Annotated in this window: 12 protein-coding genes; 10 read left to right on the top strand and 2 right to left on the bottom strand. The window is 66.3% G+C overall.

The genetic code is table 11. From position 1 onward, the window contains the following. Positions 1–52 precede the first annotated feature (52 nt). The 8 genes from AB0F40_RS08625 to AB0F40_RS08590 all read left to right on the top strand — a co-directional run bounded on the left by AB0F40_RS08625 (position 53) and on the right by AB0F40_RS08590 (position 13,513). Entirely contained in the window at positions 53–991 is a 939-nt protein-coding gene (locus AB0F40_RS08625) for a helix-turn-helix transcriptional regulator (protein WP_357465713.1), read from the top strand. Continuing rightward, positions 988–1,560: a peptide deformylase gene (locus AB0F40_RS08620; protein ID WP_357465712.1), complete on the top strand. Its 573-nt coding sequence runs from the start codon at positions 988–990 to the stop codon at positions 1,558–1,560. The genes AB0F40_RS08625 and AB0F40_RS08620 overlap by 4 nt, the downstream gene beginning before the upstream one ends. 678 nt (positions 1,561–2,238) lie before the next feature. Then, positions 2,239–3,717 carry a DUF3375 family protein gene (locus AB0F40_RS08615; RefSeq protein WP_357465711.1) on the top strand — a complete coding sequence of 493 codons (1,479 nt, stop codon included), beginning with the start codon at positions 2,239–2,241 and terminating at the stop codon, positions 3,715–3,717. After that, complete coding sequence (locus AB0F40_RS08610; protein ID WP_357465710.1) at positions 3,714–4,427, top strand: DUF4194 domain-containing protein; 714 nt, start codon at positions 3,714–3,716, stop codon at positions 4,425–4,427. The genes AB0F40_RS08615 and AB0F40_RS08610 overlap by 4 nt, the downstream gene beginning before the upstream one ends. After that, positions 4,424–7,855 (top strand): SbcC/MukB-like Walker B domain-containing protein, encoded by a 3,432-nt coding sequence (locus AB0F40_RS08605; protein ID WP_357465709.1) that lies wholly within the window; start codon positions 4,424–4,426, stop codon positions 7,853–7,855. The genes AB0F40_RS08610 and AB0F40_RS08605 overlap by 4 nt, the downstream gene beginning before the upstream one ends. Next, positions 7,855–9,021 (top strand): Wadjet anti-phage system protein JetD domain-containing protein, encoded by a 1,167-nt coding sequence (locus AB0F40_RS08600; protein WP_357465708.1) that lies wholly within the window; start codon positions 7,855–7,857, stop codon positions 9,019–9,021. Before AB0F40_RS08605 ends, AB0F40_RS08600 begins: the two co-directional genes overlap by 1 nt. Before the next feature lie 385 nt (positions 9,022–9,406). Beyond that, on the top strand, positions 9,407–12,682 hold the full coding sequence (locus AB0F40_RS08595; RefSeq protein WP_357465707.1) for a class I SAM-dependent DNA methyltransferase: 3,276 nt from the start codon (positions 9,407–9,409) through the stop codon (positions 12,680–12,682). Positions 12,683–13,183: 501 nt separating this feature from the next. After that, the gene (locus tag AB0F40_RS08590; RefSeq protein ID WP_357465706.1) at positions 13,184–13,513 is read left to right on the top strand and encodes a hypothetical protein; all 330 of its coding nucleotides are present in this window, start codon (positions 13,184–13,186) and stop codon (positions 13,511–13,513) included. Here AB0F40_RS08590 and AB0F40_RS08585 read toward each other — a convergent pair. Together AB0F40_RS08585 and AB0F40_RS08580 are read right to left on the bottom strand one after the other, a co-directional pair. After that, on the bottom strand, positions 13,476–14,114 hold the full coding sequence (locus tag AB0F40_RS08585) for a transposase family protein (protein WP_357465820.1): 639 nt from the start codon (positions 14,112–14,114) through the stop codon (positions 13,476–13,478). The two genes, AB0F40_RS08590 and AB0F40_RS08585, sit on opposite strands and share 38 nt — an antisense overlap. Before the next feature lie 360 nt (positions 14,115–14,474). After that, the gene (locus tag AB0F40_RS08580; RefSeq protein ID WP_357465705.1) at positions 14,475–14,858 is read right to left on the bottom strand and encodes a MerR family DNA-binding protein; all 384 of its coding nucleotides are present in this window, start codon (positions 14,856–14,858) and stop codon (positions 14,475–14,477) included. Between the two features lie 91 nt (positions 14,859–14,949). Here AB0F40_RS08580 and merA point away from each other — a divergent pair, with 91 nt between their 5' ends. Together merA and AB0F40_RS08570 are read left to right on the top strand one after the other, a co-directional pair. After that, positions 14,950–16,353: a mercury(II) reductase gene (gene merA / locus AB0F40_RS08575; protein ID WP_357465704.1), complete on the top strand. Its 1,404-nt coding sequence runs from the start codon at positions 14,950–14,952 to the stop codon at positions 16,351–16,353. 58 nt (positions 16,354–16,411) lie between these two features. Beyond that, the gene (locus tag AB0F40_RS08570; RefSeq protein WP_357465703.1) at positions 16,412–17,764 is read left to right on the top strand and encodes an NAD(P)/FAD-dependent oxidoreductase; all 1,353 of its coding nucleotides are present in this window, start codon (positions 16,412–16,414) and stop codon (positions 17,762–17,764) included. Positions 17,765–18,114 lie beyond the last annotated feature (350 nt).

Below are 18,114 nucleotides of genomic sequence, written 5' to 3'. Positions count from 1 at the left end.
ATTCACGCTTCACTCACCTTCACGTCCGCCATGGCGAAGGGGCTCGCGCACGGTGACCGATGAACTGCTCTCCGAGGAGGCCGACGCGTTCGCCGCGGAGGTCGCGTACTGGCGTGAGGTCCGCGGCCTGTCCAAGCGGGCTCTGGCCCAGCAGATGGGTTTCGACCCGTCCTACGTCTCCCATGTCGAGTCCGGACGCCACCGACCCACTGAGGAGTTCGCGCGCCTGGCGGACGACATCCTCAACGCCGGTGGCGCGGTACGCCGCCGCTGGAGTGCTTTCGCCGCATCCCGCAGCCCAGGCCGGACACCGGCGCTGCCAGCACGGCCGGGCCCGCAGCCGTATGCGGGCGGCAGCGCGCTGGTGGTCGAGCATGACGCTGCGCAGCTGGTGTTCGACGGGACCGCCTACCGGCTCACGATGCGTCGTCGCCTGCGCAACACCGGGGACCAACCGGTGACCCGCTACCTGATCCGGATCAGCGTCGACCGGTACCCCGGCGAGCCCGAACGCTCCAACGCCCACTACCGGAAGCATCCGCTGACCTGGGACGAGCTCAACCTGACTGCGTCCAGCGGGAACGAGGAGATGCGGTGGGAGGCCAAGCACGACCGCGACGCGTTCAAGGAAGTCTGGCTCCTGTTCGAGAACCCGCAGACCCGTTTCCCGCTCTACCCTGGCGAGACCGTATGGATCGAATACGCCTACACCGTCGCGACCGAGAAATGGGGCCGCTGGTTCCAACGCGCCGTGCGGCTACCCACCGAGCACCTCGAGGTGCAGCTCGCCTTCCCGACCCACCTCGACCCCGTCGTGTGGGGCACCGAGACCTCCATGACCACAGAGGCCGCACCCCTGGCTACCGCGCTCACGCACGTCGCTGACGGCGGCGTCGACGTGTTCACCTGGAGCACCGACAACCCACAGCTGCACGCCCGGTACCGCCTCGAATGGCGGTTCCGGACCGAGACCGACCAGGAGCACCCGTGACCTCGACCAAGCCCAGCGACCAGATGAACCAGCTCGGCATCGTCCAGGCCGGCGCGCCGATTCTCGACACCCCGACGCGGCGGTTCGACCTGCCCACTGAGCGGACCGCTGCTGAAGAGACGACCGCGCGGCTCCTGGAGGTGCTGCGTCGACTGGCCGAGGTGCACGAGTTCGCCAAGGGGCGAGGGCTGGCCGCACCGCAGATCGGCATCGACCGCGCTGCGGCCGTCGTCCAGCCGCCCGACCCTGCCGCGGACGTCCTGGTCCTGCTCAACCCCCGCATCATCGCCGCCAGTGATGAGCAGGACGGGCAGTACGAGGGCTGCCTCAGCTTCTTCGACGTGCGGGGCATGGTGCCCCGCCCCCTGAGCATCACCGTCGAGACTGCTGCGCTCGACGGCACAGTCACCACAACAACGTATGAGACCGGGCTCGCCCGCCTGGTCCATCACGAGATCGACCACCTCGACGGCCTACTTTATACCGCACGCATGGACCCGGATGTCGAGCCCATCCCTGTTGAGCAGTACCGCCAGACCGGCAAGCAGTGGACTTACAGGGGTCAGTAAGACCGCGCCGTCGTCGTGCGTAGGGCGCGCTGGCGCTTCTGACGCGGGACCGGTAGCTGGTTCGCCGTGGGAAACCGCCCGAGACGGGCCTCTGGCGCCGTGATGCTGGTCTGGATTGCCCATGTTCGGGGGAGACGTTTGTGGATCGCCGACGTGGTCACGCCTGCTCCGACGGGGGTGTTCTCACACGCGACGGACCTGACATAGCCGAGGCCTGACAAACGTCGCGGCGAGCACGGCGGGTCCAGACAGTGAGGATCCAGATGTGTGGTCGAGGTCGGCCCAGATCGCCGTGTGCACCGTCGTGACGCCGAGGACGACCAGAACGGGACGCGACGATAGCGAGCCAGATCGGGGCAGTGAGACGTCAAGGGCAGCGTGTTGTCGGCAAGTAGTTGCTGGGCCAGCGGCGTGTCCGCGGCGATCCATGTGAGGCTCTCGTTGCCATCGCGCCGCGCGTGTTCCGGATGGGTTGTTGGTGTCCCACGGCACGTGCGCCGCGGAGCGGACGAACACTGACATGGTCGCGTCGAGAACCCTGTGCGGGGACGAGATTCGACCGGGGGCGAAGAATGGGTGAGTTCGCCGCGTCGAACGGGGGAGTGTCAGAGTCCAGGGCTAGCGTTCGTAACTGGCCAGCGGCGTCGGCGCTGGCCGCGGTCGACCTGGAGGCCCATTGTGAGAAGCGTCGTTGGCGAGCATGCGCGCATCGATGAAGCGTTCAAAGAACCTGCGCTGACGATGTTGCGCTGGGCGCATGCGCAGTTGACGGTCACGATCTTTCGTGTCTGCTTCTCCCATGATGCCCCAACGGTGCCGGTGGCGCGGATGCATCTGCTTGTCGACGGGATTCTCGTGGACCTTCGGGCGGCGGGCGTTACTGGCGTGCCTGAGAAGCAGGGGCAGAAACTGTGCCAGGAGTGGGTCGCGAGGCAGTGGCTGAACCGCGAGACGAGCGGCGACTACACGCTCACCTATCAGGCACAGAAAGCATTGGAACTCGTCGATCTGCTGACCCATGATCGGTCGACGCTGTCGGAGCACCGGATCTCGACGATCTTGGACTCGTTGCGGCGGTTCAACGCGGCGGCGAACCCGGATCGTGATGAGCGTATGCGCCTGTACAAGGCGCAGATCGACGAGCTGCAGGCGAAGTTCGACTTCCTGGATGCTGGTGGGGAGGTGCCGGCGCCGACGCCGGAGTACATGCTGCAGGGGTACATCGACGTCCTGGACCTGGTCTCGGGCCTACCGGCGGACTTCACGCGGGTGCAAGAGGCGTTCGAGCGAATCCGCAAGCAGATCTTGGAGGAGTTCCGCAGTGATGCCCGCCCGCCGGGGATGCTGGTGGCGACCTACTTGCAGCACGCGGATGACCTGATTGCGAAGACTCCTGAGGGGCGGGCGTTCGACGGCGCGCTGGCATTGTTGCGTGACTCGGTGTTGGAAGGCGAGCTCGACAAGCACCTTCGAGCGTTGCTTGCTCATCCGCAGGCGGGCGAGATCCTCGGCGATGAGGACCGGCGCACGCTGCGCAGCACTGCGGCATTCATCCGGCGCGGGTTCGTCGGGGTGACTCGACAGCGGTCCCAGACGACGGAGTCGATTCGGAACTATCTGCAGACCCATGACGCGGACCAGGACCGGGAGCTCGGGCGGACGTTGAAGTCGCTGGAAGCCCGGTTCGTGGAGTGGTTGGCACGGACCGGACCGAATACAAGCCTGGAGTCAGGCCTGCTGCCCGAGCAGATGCAGCTGCGAACGTTCCCTGTGGACTTTCACGATCCTGCGGCTGACGTGCTCCCACCGCCGCTTCCCGAAGCAGAGGAAGCCGTCGACCTGAGCGTCCAGGATGTGGTGGATATGGCTGTGTGGGGAGGGCCCACACTGCCGCTGCTGCAGACGCTGCTGGAACAGAGCGTCGCCGGGGAGCGCCACGCCGCCTTGTCGGATCTGTTCAACGGTTTGGAGCCTGAGCTGCGGCGCCCGGTGGAGATCCTTGGCCTGCACTACCTGGCAGACCGCGACGGACTCCTGGAACCTGCGGACGGCGAGACTCTCGAAGAATTCCATGCGATACGCCCAGACGGGTCCACCCGGACCTTCGTCACCGCCCGCGCACGCCTGACCAGGCCTGGACCTCAGGAGCCCGCATGACCGAGACAGCTGCCTGGGACGATACCCCGGCGTTCCTCAGCCGTGACCGCGACGACGAGGTCGACGACTACGCCGACCCCGATGTGGACGCCTCAATCTCCCGGGAGCTGTTCGACGGCGATGAGAGCAGCCTGGACTACGAGACCCGCCGGGCCCTGATCTTCGTGCTGCGCGATCGGTTCGTCAGCGGGCGAGCCAACCCACGGGAGTACAAGGCACTCGTCGCTGGCGCCCACCTGATCCGCAAACGGCTGAACGACCTGCTGCTGGTCCTGGAAATCGATACTCAGCGCGAGGTCGCCTACAAGCGTCAGGCCATGGCCCCGCAGAGCGTGCCCCACTCGCCGTCCCTTCTGCGACGCACGGCTTGGAACAAGGAGGAGACGATCCTGCTGACCCACCTGCGGGCCGCAGCCAGGGTCGCCGCTGGCGCCGGTCGCGACGTGGAGCATGTTGACCGGCAGTCGATGCTGGGCCACGTCGCCGCGATGCGTCCGAGCGCGGCGACCAACCTGGCCAGGGACAACGGCAAGGCTGACGCGGCGATCGAGAGACTCCGCAGAGCGGGGATCCTGATCGGCGCCGAACGCGCCAGCGAGTACGACTTCGACGTGCGCCTCCTTGAAGCGCTGATCGACCTACCCACCCTCAACAGACTCCTGGACCAGCTCGGTACCCCGGGGACCCAGCAGATCGGAGGCCAGCCATGACGACCTACGACACTGCGCCGCTGTTCGCTGACGACGAGCCAGGCCTGCTGCCGGCGGCCGGGCGGCTGTTCGGGATTGCTGGCGCCACACCAGAGACCACCCAGTGGCGGGCGCTGCGTCTGCAGTTGGTGAACTGGGGCGGATACATTCGCACCACAGTCGCACTTGACCGCGACAGCACCCTGCTCACTGGAGCCTCCGGTACGGGCAAGAGCACCTTGCTGGATGCCTATACCACGCTCATGATGCCTTCCGACATTCCGCTGAACGGCGCCTCGAACCAGGGAGCCGGCCGTGCCCGCGGCGCCGAGCAGCGTTCGATCCTGTCCTACCTGCGCGGCCAGATCAACACCGTCACCGGCGACGACGGACACGAACGCCCCGTGGTCACCCGTGGGGAGAAGGCCGCGACGTGGGGTGCCATCGCGATGGTCTTCGTCAACGACCATGGGCAGCACTACACCGTCAGCCGCCTCTACTACGTTCCGGTCAACGGCAACGTCACTACCCGACTGTGCACCACCGAGAGCGAGCTGGACCTGGCCAGTCTCGAAGACCTCGTTCCGGGCAGGTTTGAGCCCAAGGCACTGCGGGCCAGGGGCATTGCACCGCACGAGACCTACGAGAAGTTTTTCAACGAGATGTTCTCCAGCCTCGGCATCGGGGGCATCAGCGGCGACGGAATGAAAGCCCTCAGGCTCTTGGCCCGAGTCCAGGCAGGCCAGCAGATCCGCACTGTCGATCTACTGTACAAGGAGATGGTCCTCGAGCGGCCTGACACCTACGACGAGGCCGACACTGTCCTCAAGCACTTCGCTGCGCTCGACGGCATCTACCAGCAGATGCGCCAGACGCGCCAGAAACGCGAGATTCTCAAGGACATTGAAACCGTCTGGGACCGCCTCACCAGGGCCCATCACCAGATCGTCACTCTGACCGGTTACGGCGCTGACGCCGACGGACCCAGCCCCTTGACCCTGTGGAGCATCGTCCGTGAGGCCGACATGGTCACCGGTGCACAGGAGGCCAATCGCGAGCGTCGCGAGCAGGAAGAGGCTGACCTGCTGCAGGCGCAGGGCAGCCTGGTGACGATGAAGCTTCGGCTCGCACCGTTGAAGGCTGACTACGAAAACAACGGCGGAGGCCGGCTGGAGCAGCTTGCTCGTGAGATCGAGGAACTGCGGGTGCTGGCCGAGCAGCGGCGACGAGCGCTGGCCGTGCACGTGGAAAACATGCCCGATTTGGTCACTGACGGGGTGGACCTGGCCGACCGAGCACAGTTCGAGCACCTTCAGGCGCAAGGAGTGGAGTTGGCAACGACGTTCGACCAACGACGCGGGAAGGTCGCCCGGGAGGTCGAGGAGATTGACGAGCAGCGCTGGCCGCTGCTTGACCGCAAGAGCCAACTCGGTGAGCGGCTGCGGGCGCTGCAGGGAACGAGGAGCCGGGTCGGCAAAGACCTGAACGAGTTGCGTGATCAGGTCTGCCGGGCAGCAGGCATGAACGTGGCTGACGCACCGTTCATCGCCGAGCTTGTCGCTGTGGCCGAGGAGCACAGGCGGTGGACGACCGCCGTGGAGGTGGTGCTGGGCGGCGAAGCTCGACGGATGCTCGTGCCCCTGGAACGGCTGGAGGACTTCTCGGCGGCGATCGACAGCCTCCAGCTGCGAGGCCGACTCAAGTACACCGGTGCCCAGCGCGGACTGGCGCTACCACCGCCCGCGGTGGAGGACACCGTTGCCGGGAAGCTCGAGTTCAAGTCCGATAGTCCCTACCGTGGCTGGGTTGCCGGGCGGGTCGCCGAGCCAGGACTGAACGCGGTCTGCGTGGAGGACGCGCGTGGCCTGGCAGGTGGCGGTCGCAGGGTGACGTTGACCGGGCAGATGCGTCAGGGCGTCCGCGGTGAGCACGGCCGGTGGAACCAGGACGACATCCTCGGGTTCAACAACAAGGACTTGATCGAGCAGACCAGCGCTGCGAAGACGATCGTCGAGGAGCAGATCGACGAACTTGATCAGCAGCGCAAGCCGCTCACCGATGGCTTGCAGGTTCTGGAACGTCGGAGCCAGCAGCACGCACGGCTCGCTGGTGTGCAGTTCGACCACATCGACGTGCGTACCCCGGAGCGGGACGGCGTGCTCTGGGCAGCCGAGCACACCAGGCTCTTGGCGGACAGCGATCGGCTGGCGACTCTTAACTTGCAGATCGCCGAACTGGAGAAGGAGATCGCCGACGAGGAGGCGGAACGGGTCCTGCACGGCAGAAAGATCGGCGAGATCAAAACTCTGGCCGACAAGTTTGACGGCGATGCGCAGCGCCTTGAGCGGGAGGAGGCATCGCTGCGGGGACAAGGCATCTCGCTGACCGATCAGCAGGCCGGCGGCATCAGCACTCGGTTCGGCGAACTGTGCGCCAGGAACGAACCCGATGACCTGGACCGGTGGATGGCGAACCTGGCGACGCTGCGCTCGGGGCTGCGCAAGACGCTCGCCGATGCCCGCACCGAGCAGGTCCGCAGCAGCGGCGAACTGACGGGCACGTTCGCGGCGTATCTGGAAAAGTTCCCTGATCCGCGGCTGACGGTGGATGTGGGCTGCTACGAGGACTTCGCACGGATCCGCCAGGACCTCTCCGACAGCCAGATGGCTGAACGGCAAGAGGAATTCCGCCAGATCGTCGTCAAGTGGTCCGGGGAAGACCTGGTCGGGCTGCTCAAGGCGATCGAGACGTCCTACCTGGAGATCTTCGGGAGGCTGGACCCGATCAACGCGATCCTGCGGACCCTGAAGTTCGGGCCCGGTGGACACTACTTGCACATGAACCCGCGCAAGAAGATCCCTACCAAGATCGTGGACTTTACCGCCGAGCTGCGCGAGCTGGCCAGTACCGCGACCACGGCTCTGGATGCCGAACAGGTCGAGCGTCGCTACCTGCGTGCGGCCCGGTTCCTGGACCGGATCCGCGGCCCGAAGGACGACCGGTACGACCCGAAGGTCTCAGAACGGGACTTCCTGCTGGATGTGCGCAGGAACATCACGATCATCGCCGAGGAGTACGACCAGGGCAACGAGCTGCAGGCGACCTATGCCTCGTTGAGCGCCAAGTCCGGTGGCGAGACCCAGGAACTCATCGCGTTCATCATCGGCTCTGCATTGCGCTACCGACTCGGTGACGAAGATCGCGCACGCCCGAGGTTCGCCCCCGTGTTCCTCGACGAAGCCTTCATCAAGGCCGATCCAGAGCACACCGAACGCGCCGTCACTGCTTGGTCCCGCCTGAACTTCCAGCTCATCGTCGGAGCTCCGTTGCAGATGGTCACAACCCTGGAGCGCCACGTGAACAAGATCCTGCTGACCACCAAGAACCAGCAGACCAACGAGTCCCAGGTCCGCTACTACAACCCGCGGACCAGCAAGAAGGGGGACTGATGCCGCTCGAACCGCAGGACGTCGTCAAGTCCCTCGACGGAGCGTTGGGGAGGGCGTGGGCGGCACACGCGACGGGGGTGGCGCATGCGTGGAGGGCCAGGATCTCATTAGCCCCACCCAAGGGCCGGGTCCTCGAAGCCGGATTCTCCAAGTACTTACCTTGGATACACCAGTGGATGAGATGGGCCGAGACCCACGGAGTGGAACTGGAGACCGAGTCCAAGAGCGTGTTCAAATCCGGCCAGGTCGTTCCGCAAGCCGTCATCGTCCCTGACCTGGACACTGCCGCTCGTCTGGTCGGTGAGGGCTGGCCGGACAGGCTCACCCGTGCACGCTTCCTCGCCACCAAACTCACCGAGCAGTTCCCCATGACCATGAACGACTCCACCAGGCTCCGGACCGTCGTGCAGAAGATCACCAGCTGGGCCGACCTCGACATCGAGATCCTCACAACTGCTGCCGCCTGGTTCCAGGTTCGCGACGGAGAAGGACGCACCCCACGCCAGGTCCCGATCCCGGGCATGCAGGCGAAGTGGCTCAACACCCGCCAGGACATGGTCCGCGCGCTGTCCGGCAAGGAAGACCTCGGACTCTCCGCTCCACACCCGCCGCGCGTCCACCTCACCTACCTTGACCCCGACCACCTGCTCGCCGGTGGACGACGCCACGACTGCCACAGCCTCGGCGACCGCAACCTCCTGCCCTACCCAGTGCGCGTGGTGCTCATCTGCGAGAACAAGGACACAGTCGTCGCCTTCCCTGACATCCCGGGCGGGATCGCTGTCGAGGGATCCGGTAGTGGTCCGGGCGCGATCCCAGGCCTCGAATGGATCCGTTCCGCGCCGCTGGTCGCCTACTGGGGAGACCTGGATGCCGACGGCCTGGAGATCCTCTCCCAGTTCCGTTCCACTGGCGTCGTCCATCACTCCCTGTTCATGGACCAGGTCGCCTACGAGCAATGGGGCCGCTTCGGAACCAATCACGACCGCAAGGGTCGCCTCTTGACCGGCCGAATCCCCAAACTCGGCCTTCACCTCCAACCCGAGGAGCGAGCCGTCTACGAGATGCTCTGCGACCCCGCCTTCGCCGGCTTCCGGCGCCTCGAACAAGAACGCATACCCCTGACCATCGCGAGCGGACGTCTCGAGGCTCTCACGCGCCGCTGAGTGAGGGGGCAGGTCGTGCCGATCCTCCTGGTGCTGTTCGCGGTCGTCGAGCTCGTCCTGATCTGGCGGTACACGTCGCTGGCTAGCTCGTGCGGCTGTACTGGGACCATCGCCCCTTAGATCTAGCCGGAAGCCGTGGTGGAGCCCGACACCAAGGGTTGAACCGAGCCGCGATCGATGCTGGACCGGGGCAACGTGTACGGCGCGGTGCCAATACGAAGTCTGACCTGGTCGCTGTTCCGAGGCTGAGGCGGGGTACGTAGATCTTCCGGTAATCAACGCCACGCCTCGCGGAATTCACCTTTTGAGTCGCTCCCAGGCCACGGCCCAAGTGAGATGATGACCGGTGCTTCGGCGGCAGGCGCCGTCGGACTAGGGAGGGCGAGTGGCCGGGGTCGGGAATCCAGTACGGGCGGACTTCATATGGTCGATAGCAGATCTGCTGCGTGGCGGCTTGAGTTCGAGTCAGTACGGCAGGGTGATCCTGCCCTTCACCATGTTGCGTCGTATGGAATGCCTGCGCCTGTATGAAGTGGACGTGCGGCTTTCTGCTACGGGGGGTGAGGACCCTAACGATGTGCCTGGCGCCGGTGTAATCGCCCAAGGAATCACTGAAACGCGCGGACCTCTCGGTGAGGGGGACAATCTCGCCGGACTACTGCTAGTGGTCGACGACGAAGCATCTCCACAAGTTGAGCCTCTCCTGGCCGAAGGGCTGGACCGACTTGTGCGGCAGTTCCCCGCTGAAATCGTGGATGTGCTCGACTCGTTCGACTTCACACGCACTGTCTGGCATCTGGCGCAGGTGCGGGTGCTCCGGCAGGTCGTGGCTCAGTTCGCTGAGCTGGACTTGAGCCACGCTGCCGTTTCTGACCGGGAGATGGGGCATGCGTACGAGGAACTCGTGCGGCACTTTGCCGAAACGTCGCCAGAGATCACGGGCGAGCACACGAGTCCGCGGGACCTAAGCGCGTTGACCGCCAGATTATTGCTCGGCCCGGATGTCACAACGCTGACGCGACCGGGGCCGGCGATCACTGTCTACGACCCGTGCTGCGGTACCGGCGGCATGTTCTCTGCGGTTGAAGACTTCCTTCGAGAGGTGGGAAGTTTCGCCGGGACGTTGGTGTCCGGCCAGGAGATCAATCGGGAAACGTATGCGATAGCTCGCTCGCTGCGGTTGATGAGAGGCGCGGGTCCCACAGGGATCATGCACGGAGATGTCCTCACGAACGACCTGCACCGAGGCGAGTCGTTCGGCTATCTGTTGGCTGCCCCGCCGATTGGTCTCGATTGGAAACATCAGCAGGAGGAAGTGAAAAGCGAGGCGGAGGATCTGGGGTTCGACGGGCGTTTCGGAGCAGGGCTGCCACGGGTTAGCGATAGCTCTTTGCTCTTCGTCCAAGATCTCGTCGCCCATATGCGGCCCGTGGACGAGGGCGGTGCCCGAGCTGCCGTCGTGTTCACAGGCTCGGCGCTGCAGCGTGGAGCTGCAGGCTCGGGTGAGTCGGAAATCCGACGGTGGCTAGTGGAGAATGACCTGCTGGAGGGCGTGGTTGCCTTGCCCTCAGACCTCCTTCCGAATACCGGCGTTCCGATGTACGTATGGCTGCTGTCCAACCGCAAACCGCCCCAACTGCAAAGAAAGATCATCGCTCTCGACGCACGCAAATACTCCGTAACAGTGCGCAGGGTGCTGGACAGCAAGCGCCACTACATGACGAATCAGCACATCGCCCAGATCGCGGAGCGATACGAGGCGGCCTACGGCGGTATGGCCGAAGAAGGCCAGGAAGACGACGGCAGCGATGAAGCCTTGCTGCTCGGCGCCGACGATCTCGTATACCAGGCAGTCACGATCAATTGGCCGCTGAGGCAGCGGTTTGCCGTAACTGACGACGCCATCGAGGACGTCGAATCATCGAGGGTGCTGAAGCGCTTCGATCAAGCTCCGGACCTGTTGCGTGCTCTGCGTGAGTTGGCCGGTGAGTCGTGGCCTACGTGGGCAGCGTTCAGGAGTGCGTTCTCGACGGCGCTGCTGACCGCAGGACTGTCGGCTGAGATCCCACGCTCTCTGTTGGACCGCCTACGCAAGGCCGTAGCCATCTCGGACGCGGGAGGCGAAGTCCAGACGGACGAGCAGGGACGCACGCTTCGAGACCCTAAGTTGGCCGACATCGTGCACGTACCTCTTGGGCAGGATGTCGAGGAATACGTACGGCGCGAGATAGCTCCCGAATCGCCTGACGCGTGGCCTGACCTGGATGGGGTCAGGATCGGGTGTGCTCTGCCGCGGGCTCCCTTCCTCGTTGGCGGGCGGGATACAGGTTTTGGGCCGCTATCGGTGGTGGCGCGGCCTGTAAGCCCCTGGTTTGGTCAGAGGGCGACGGGGGGCATGCCCTTGCTCAGTGGAAGCGAACTTCAGACCGCCGTCACCGCAGCGGATCTTCCCGACGCTTCGGGAACGATGCGGCCTCTGGCCCTCTGTGCCGGTGGAGACGTGGTGGGGCAAGCGAGCAACTGGCGACTGCTTCCAACGGATTTCGGGGAAGCCCTCACACCGTTGACCGTGCTGCGTCCCCTCGGCAGTAGCGGCCGCGCTCTGTGCGAGTGGCTGCGAACCCGGGCAGGTGAAGAAGAGAGCCCGCATTTCCATGTCTCAATGAACTCGCTGGCGCCCGTCGAACTCATTAGGGACCCCGAGTTCAACTCACTCCTGGTCGATCTCGACGGCGGCAAAGAGGCCCTTGCCCGCACGACCTCCCGGATCCTGCCAAACGTGTTCCGTGACCCGCGATCCGGCCTCGACGAGATGCGTCGCACCGCCGCGGCCTCCGCCTACGAGGCCCGCATCATTGGGGAGCTTGTCCAACCGCTTGGCGACCCGGTATGGCGAGCCGAGTGGAGTTATCCATACCACGTGGCATCGCTGGCCCGGCAGTACCGCATTGCCACGACTCTCGCCCAGCGCAAGGACGCCTTGCTCAAGCTCGCGGAGAGCGTGGCCCGCTGTGTGGGTGTGCTCGCCCTTGCAGTCCGGATCCACCGCAGACAGAACTTCGATGACTCTCTGCGCAGCCCCTTCAAGCGGGGTGGCGGAGCGACCTTCGGGACGTGGCAGAACCAGATTTCGAGCCTGCTCAAGGAAGGGCCCGCCCCAGAACTTCCAGGGCTGGAAGGAGCGCTAGGGCCTGACGGGTTGATCGATCTGCTGGACAAGCTGCGCGGCATGAGGAACGACTCCAGTCACGCGAGCAGGGTCCAGCCGGAGCATGAGTTGGAGCGGGAAGTCAGCATCCTCGAGCCGCTCGTGGTGGTGGCTTTGGAATCAGTGGGTTGGCTGTCCAGCCTGCGCTGGGACATGGTCGATATGTGTACGTACACCGGCAATGGTGGGTTCACCCTGTTTGGACGGCGCCTGCGAGGTAGTCACCCTGATTGGGAGCCCTTTGAGCGTCCGCATCCAGGGGCGCTCGACCCGAACCGCATCTATGTGTATGGGCCATCTGCTGCTCCATTGGCGCTGTGGCCCATTGCGCAGGCTGAGGTTTGCATGGAGTGCAATGCGTGGGAGTTGTTCCTGCTGCACAAGGTCGCCAAAGACGGGTCGATCACCTCGCGCTGCGGCAGGGACCATGCGCTTCCACGGCACGGCGCCTGAGTCGTCCCTCGCTCCGGTCGATGGCGCTACTGTCTCGCACCGGGTTCAGTGGAGGCTCGGCACTGACGCGTCGACGGTAGTCGGCACGGGGTTGTGACGGTAATAAGTGTCTTCGAACTCGGCCGGTGGGACCAGGCCGATCTCGCCGTGCAGGCGATGGTGGTTGAACCAGTCGATGTACTCAGCGACCAACTGGCGGGCCAGATGCGTGGGCTCGGGGGTCTCAGGACTGTTCGACCCGCTCGCGTGCGGGTGTCTTGGGGCGGGGCAAGAGTTATCCACAGGCATTCCTGTCGTGGCGCGCGGATCCGGATGGATCCTCCTAGGGTCGGGGTCGGTGGCGGTCCGCAGGGGGAGCGCGAGTGGCGAGAGCTCAGGGGGAGGACTATGTCCGCTGCGGTGGAACGGACGGAACTGCGTCGGCCGGCTCGGCTCGATGTCGGCGGTGAGCGTGCGGCCGGCTTGGCACGAGCTGACGGGGTCGCTCTGCTGGAGAGTGAGGTGCGTGAGCTCGTCCGGCGTCGTGGCGTGGACCCGATGGCCGAGCCGGAACGGTTTGCCGATCTGGTGCGTGAAGCGGCTGCGGACTATGCGGACCGCGTTGCACGCGGTCTGCTCCCCGGGTTGCCCGACCTGGAGCGCGTGGTCCGGGAGATTTCGGACGCGGTTGGCGGCTTTGGGCCGCTACAAGCCTATCTTGATGATTCTGAAATAGAGGAGATCTGGCTCAATTCCCCGTCGCGAGCTGCAAACCTTCTCCCGCAATCGGGTGTCCTGACCCACGTCGCCCTGCTCAACGACGATCGGGCGGCGCGCTTAGTGCTCGATTAATCGTCGCTACGAGGCCTGCCGAGAAGCGGGGGCGGTCGTCAACGAACTTCCTGATGCGCGCTTCCAGCTCGTCCGGCTCGCTTCGCCGGCTTGCGTGAGCGGTAGGCGGAATGTCGGGCTTGCTGGTTGCGGGTGGGGCCTTGCGCATGATGCCACGTCCTTGCTGGTCGACCGTGGCTCCGTGCAGGGCCTCGACGCCGTGGCCGGGCTTGGGTCCCGCCATCCATGACGGCGAGTACCGCAGGACCTCGGGGAGTGCTTGGTTCGCGTGCGGGACCTGCCCGTCGCGGGTAGCGGTGCCGTCCGAGGTCGTTACCGGTGATCCGGAGGGACACGGAGAAGACACGACTTTGACGCGGAAGCACGCAGTTCGCATGCGATGTCCGGCAGGAGTCACATGCGTGACGGCGCGGTGTCCTGCTCGCGCTCCAGTCGTGTCACATCGGCGGCCGCAGAGCGTCGATGCAAGCGCGGATGCCTGGGAGCGTCGGACCCGGACCCGGAGTTCGACCTGGACCCCGGCGACCGGCAGGTCCGCCGGCGACCGCTCGTGCCACGCGTGGACCCGCTCCGACGGCTCACCACAGACCGGACAGCACACCGGCCCGCCACGCGTCGAGATGGCCACGATCAGCCCGCTGCTTCGCTCGGTCACGTCATCCACGACCAGCGCGTCCAAACCTCGGAAACAGCTCTGACCAGCGCCTTCGCATCACCAGCGGCCGATCATGGCAGAACATCGGCCCCGACCGCGACCCACCACCGGAAGTGCGTCAGAGCTGTTGAAAGTACAGTCCCGGCGGGCTTTCGACGACGTCCTCGAGGGAATCGAGCGCAGACGAGGCAACGACGACGACGTCGGCGTAGGCCAAGGACCGTGATGAAGCCGGGTACTGGGCCGGTCGGATAGCGCCGAGCTGCGCACGGTCGCCGTCTTGTCCTTGCTGATGTCGCCTAACCTCTACAGGTAGCGGCAGATGGTCTCAGGCTGGCAGGTGCTGGACTCGACGTTGCGCCGGCGTAGCGAGTTGATGGTCTCGCGTAGGGCGGTGAGCTCGGCGATCTGCTGTTCGAGGGCGGTGAGCTGCTGGTCAAGGGTGCGTTGGACGTGGTCGCATGGGGCGGCGCCGGTGTCGCGCAGGTCCAGGATCTCGCGGATCTGGGCGAGGGTCAGGCCTACGGTCCGTCCGCGGAGGATGAAGCGGACCCGGTCGATGGCGTGGGTGTCGTAGTCCCGGTATCCGGCGCCCGAGCGCGTGGAGGGGTGGACCAGTCCGGCGGCGTCGTAGAAGCGCAGCGTCTTGGTGGTGGTCCCGGTGGCTGCGGCCAGTTCACCGATCCGCATGGATTCTCCTCGCGCTGTGGGTTGACCTTCCCCTGCAGGGGAAGGTCCAGTCTGGTTGGTGGCCAGCGATCGGACCAGCCAGGGAGTGGTGATGAGCCAGAGCAGCGGTGATCACGTGCACGAGATGGATCTTGCGGTGGTGGGGTCCGGTGGTGCGGCGATGGCCGCCGCTATCGCCGCCCGTCAGGCCGGTGCCAGCGTCGTGCTGGTCGAGCGCGGGGTGCTGGGCGGCACGTGCGTGAACGTCGGCTGCGTGCCGTCCAAGACGTTGCTGGCCGCTGCAGGCGCCCGGCACGACGCGGCGAACGGTCACTTCCCCGGTGCGCCGACGAGCACCGGCCGGGTCGACCTCGGTTCGCTGGTCGCTCAGAAGGACGAGCTGGTCAAGCTGCTTCGGCATGCCAAGTACGCCGACGTCGCCGACGCGTACGGCTTCGAGATTTTGTCCGGCCAGGCCTCCTTCATCGATGAGGGCACCCTGGCGGTGGACGGACAACCGCTGCGCGCCGGGGCGTACCTGATCGCGACCGGCGCCGAGCCGGCCCAGCCCGACCTTCCCGGGCTCGAGGGTGTGGACTGGTTGACCTCGACCTCGGCGATGGAGCTGACCGCGGTCCCGCGGTCGCTGGTCGTGGTGGGCGGTGGGTACGTCGGCATGGAGCAGGCCCAGTTGTTCGCTCACCTGGGTGCTCAGGTGAGCGTGGTGGGCCGGCTCGCGCCACACGCCGAACCCGAGCTGGCCGAAACGCTACGCAGTGTCTTCACCGACGACGGGATCACCGTGCTGGAGGAACGGGCCACCGCCGTGGAGCCCGCACCCGACAGCGTGGTGGTGGTGACCGCCTCGGGGCGCCGGGTGCAGGCTGAGCGCGTGCTGGTTGCGACCGGACGTCACGCCCGCACCGATGGGCTGAACCTGACGGTCGCCGGAGTCGGTACCGACGAGCGTGGTTTCGTCGTGGTGGACGAGACGCAGCGGACCACCAATTCGCGGGTCTATGGCGCCGGTGATGTCACCGGCGGCCCGCAGTATGTCTACGTCGCTGCCGCCACCGGCCGCGTCGCCGCCCTGAACGCCCTGGCCAGCAGTGAGAGGCGGCCCACCCGAGTGGACTACCGCGGCCTGCCGGCGGTGGTGTTCACCCGCCCGCAGCTGGCCTCCGCGGGCCTGACCGAGGCTCAGGCGCTCCGCCAGGGCATCACCTGCGAGTCCCGGGTCCTGGACCTGGCCGACGTGCCTCGCGCTCTGGTCCAGCACGAGACCCGCGGTGCGGTGAAGATCGTCGCGGACGCGCAGACTGGGGCGGTACTGGGTGTCCACGCGTTGGCAGACGGTGCCGGGGAGATGATGCTCGCGGCCACCTACGCTATCAAGGCCGGGATGACGGTCGACGACGTCGCAGACACGTGGGCGCCCTACCTGACCATGGCCGAGAGCCTGCGCATCGCCGCCGGACTGTTCCGCAACGAGATGCCCACCTCCTGCTGCGCCTGACCGCCAACCAACTGGCGCCGCAACGGCGCTGGGCGACCGAGACCTTGAGGAGGTCAATATGAGTGAGCACGTCGATGTCGTAGTGATCGGGATGGGACCCGGCGGTGAGGTGGCAGCCAGCCGGCTGCTGGCCGGGGGCAAGACCGTCGCGGTCATCGAGCGAGAACTGATCGGCGGGGAGTGCGCGTACTGGGCGTGCATCCCCTCCAAGACCGTGCTGCGCCCGCCCGAGGCCGCCGCGGGTGCCGAGCGTGCCGCCGGCGTGGGCGGGCCTCAGCTGGACTGGCCGGACGCTCGGGACTACCGCGACTACATGGCCCGCCACCTGGACGACTCCGGCCAGGTGGACAGCTACGCCGACCAGGGCGCCGTGGTGATCAAAGGCGAGGCGCGCCTCACCACACCCGGCACGGTTGAGATCGACGCGCGCCAGCTCACTGCCGACCACGTCATCGTGGCGACCGGCTCAGAGGCGGTGACTCCCCCCATCCCCGGCCTGGAGACGGTCACGGTATGGACCAACCGGGAGACCTACACCGCACGAGACCTTCCCCGCCGCGCGGTCATCGTCGGCGGGAGCGCCGCCGGGGTGGAGACCGCGGTGTTCCTGGCCCGCTTCGGGGTCCAGGTCACCGTCGTTCAACGCAGCCCCCGGCTGCTCGCCCGTGAGGAGCCCCCGGTCGGTGACCTCACGCAGAACCTCCTGAACGAGATGGGCGTCCAGGTGCGCAACGGGACCAGCCCGACCCGCGCCCGTGCGGAGGGGGCCGACAGCGTGCTGGACCTCGACGACGGCACCAGCGTCCGGGGCGACGTGGTCATCCTCGCCACGGGCCGCGCGCCGCGCACCGACGGCCTGGGCCTGGACACGGCCGGTGTTCGCCTCGGTGAGCGGGGCGAGATCATGGTCGACGAGCACTGCCGCGCAGCCGAAGGCGTGTGGGCGATCGGGGACGTCACCGCGGTGATGTCGTTCACGCACGTCGCGAAGTACCAGGGACGCATCGTCGCCGACGCGATCCTGGGTCGTCGGCCCAGGGCGGCCGACTACGACGGCATCCCGCGCGTGGTGTTCGCCGACCCGGAGATCGCCGCCGCAGGGCTCACGCAGGCTCAAGCCGACCAGGCCAGCCTGAGGACAGTGTCCACTCAAACCGACCTCCCGGCCACCCTGGCCCGGCCGTGGACCTACGAACGCGAGCCGCGTGGTCAGCTGGGGCTGCTGGCGGACGCCGATCGGCGCGTGCTCATCGGGGCATGGGCCGTCGCACCGCAAGCCGGGGAGTGGATCCACCAGGCATCCCTGGCGATCCGGGCACAGATACCGATCGACACCCTCCTGGACCAGGTAGCCCAGTTCCCCACCTACACCGAGGGATACCTCACCGCCCTTGAGGATCTGCACCTGTGAGGGGCGCTCCCCGCAGCCGGTCTGTGGCAGTCAGGCGCTACTGACACCGACTGAAGTCGTTCACGCCGCTCGCGACGGCCTTCGGTGCGGTTGAGGCGAGGGACCGTGCGCACGTAGACGATCATGGCGATTATCTCGACGAGGGTCTGGGTGACCACGGCGACGGCGGCGATCGCGTACGGCAGTGGCGGTGGCAGCGCCAGCGGGAGCACTACGAGGGAGTTGCGGGTCCGCCGCTGAAGGTCAGCGCCCGACCGGCGGCCACATCCAGACCGAACGTCCGGGTCGCCAGCTGGCCCACCGGGGCCATGATTACCGGGAACGCCACGTAGACCGGTATGACCCGGGCG

It is taken from the genome of Promicromonospora sp. NPDC023987 (assembly GCF_040639055.1).
Lineage (GTDB): Bacteria > Actinomycetota > Actinomycetes > Actinomycetales > Cellulomonadaceae > Promicromonospora.
Note: the sequence above shows the minus strand (reverse complement) of the source record. Positions and strands in the feature narration are given on the sequence as shown.

What these genes read in the sequence shown, in the direction of transcription:
- AB0F40_RS08610 (WP_357465710.1), top strand. Translation starts at nt 3,714, where the DNA reads ATGACCGAGACAGCTGCCTGGGACGATACCCCGGCGTTCCTCAGCCGT.
- AB0F40_RS08605 (WP_357465709.1), top strand. Translation starts at nt 4,424, where the DNA reads ATGACGACCTACGACACTGCGCCGCTGTTCGCTGACGACGAGCCAGGC.
- AB0F40_RS08600 (WP_357465708.1), top strand. Translation starts at nt 7,855, where the DNA reads ATGCCGCTCGAACCGCAGGACGTCGTCAAGTCCCTCGACGGAGCGTTG.
- AB0F40_RS08580 (WP_357465705.1), bottom strand. Translation starts at nt 14,858, where the DNA reads ATGCGGATCGGTGAACTGGCCGCAGCCACCGGGACCACCACCAAGACG.
- merA (WP_357465704.1), top strand. Translation starts at nt 14,950, where the DNA reads ATGAGCCAGAGCAGCGGTGATCACGTGCACGAGATGGATCTTGCGGTG.
- AB0F40_RS08570 (WP_357465703.1), top strand. Translation starts at nt 16,412, where the DNA reads ATGAGTGAGCACGTCGATGTCGTAGTGATCGGGATGGGACCCGGCGGT.